This window comes from Streptomyces sp. NPDC058307, from assembly GCF_042880295.1.
GTDB lineage: Bacteria > Actinomycetota > Actinomycetes > Streptomycetales > Streptomycetaceae > Streptomyces.
On the sequence record NZ_JBHVYZ010000001.1, the window covers coordinates 1 to 1,410 of the forward strand.

2 protein-coding genes are annotated in these 1,410 nt (G+C 70.4%); both read left to right on the forward strand.

Annotated elements, in window-relative coordinates:
• Positions 1-643 (forward strand): YihY/virulence factor BrkB family protein (locus ACFVYN_RS00005; RefSeq protein WP_389990322.1); only part of this gene is annotated, 643 nt, incomplete at its 5' end.
• A 55-nt stretch (positions 644-698) separates the two neighbouring features.
• The gene (locus tag ACFVYN_RS00010) at positions 699-1,256 is read left to right on the forward strand and encodes a phosphatase PAP2 family protein (protein ID WP_389990324.1); all 558 of its coding nucleotides are present in this window, start codon (positions 699-701) and stop codon (positions 1,254-1,256) included.
• The last annotated feature ends 154 nt before the right edge of the window (positions 1,257-1,410 follow it).

The following is a 1,410-nucleotide window of genomic DNA, read 5'->3' on the forward strand; positions in this document are numbered from 1 at the left end:
GTACGTGGCCGCGTTCATCCGCTCGGCCAACCGGGTCTACGACATGCCGGAGGGCCGCCCGGTCTGGAAGATCCTTCCGGTGCGGGTAGGTCTGACCGTCGTTCTGATGGTGCTCGCCGTCGTCAGCGCCCTGATCGTGGTCTTCACCGGCACCCTGGCCCGCAAGGCGGGCACGGCGATCGGGATCGGCGACACCGCCCTGACGGTGTGGTCGATCGCCAAGTGGCCGGTCCTGGTGGTCCTGGTCACGATCATGATCGCGCTCCTGTACTGGGGCACCCCGAACGCCAAGGTGAAGGGGTTCCGGTGGATCACGCCGGGGAGCTTCCTCGCCCTGGTCATCTGGCTGGTCGCGTCCGCCGGGTTCGCGTTCTACGTCGCCAACTTCGCCTCGTACAACAAGACCTACGGCACCATGGCCGGCGTCATCGTCTTCCTGGTCTGGCTGTGGATCAGCAACCTGGCGATCCTCCTGGGCCTGGAGTTCGACGCCGAGACCGTCCGGCAGCGGGCGATCGCCGGAGGGCTGCCGCCCGACAAGGAGCCCTACACGGAGCCGCGCGACACCAGGACGTGGGACGAGCGGGATCTTCGCAGGCTCGACGACACTGGACCGGCGCACGGCGAGGGACGGGCTGAGTGACGGGCTGATCGGATACCGGCTGCTTATCTCGGGGAGCTTGGGACAACCGCAGGTCATGAGGTTGCTGACGGACTTGCACGAGATCGACGGGACTCTGACACGGCGGGCGGCTTCGCGGATCCCGCCGGGCGCGGCCAAGGCGTTGTCGGTGGTGGAGGAGTCGGCGGAGAGCACCAAGCTGTGGTGGGGTGCCGCAGCCGTGATGGCGTGGAAGGGCGGGTGGCGGGGCCGCAGGGCGGCGGCCGCCGGACTGGGCGCCCTCATGGTGGCCCAGCTGGTGTCGAACGGTCTGTGCAAGCAACTGGTCGACCGCCCCAGGCCGCCCGTGGAGTGGATCCCGCACGACGAGGTCGCTGACCGCCCCGACTCGTCCTCCTTCCCCTCCGGGCACACGGCGGCCGCGGTCGCCTTCACCGCCGCCGTCGTCCCCACCTGGCCGGTCGCGGGCGCTCTGTGCGCGGTTCCGGCCGGCATGGTCGCCGTCGAAAGGGTGCAGTCGGGGGCCCACTATCCGAGCGATGTCGCCGCCGGTGCCGCCATCGGCCTGGCCGGCGCCTGGCTCGTACGTCGTGTCCCGGCTCTGTTCCTGCGTCACTGGGTCCAGCGGTTCTAGCGGGCCCTGGTCCTGGGTCGCTGCCTCCAGTGGCCATGCTCCGACGGCAGTGAAGACGGGGGTGCGTCGGCCCCCGCCAACCAGCGGAGCGGGCCGACCCCGCAGTGTTGCGGCAGCCCCCCACCCCGGGCACACAACGGACAAACCACCCTGG

Bases quoted from the DNA above. Each gene is read 5' to 3' on its own strand.
- ACFVYN_RS00010 (WP_389990324.1), top strand. From the start codon at position 699: ATGAGGTTGCTGACGGACTTGCACGAGATCGACGGGACTCTGACACGG.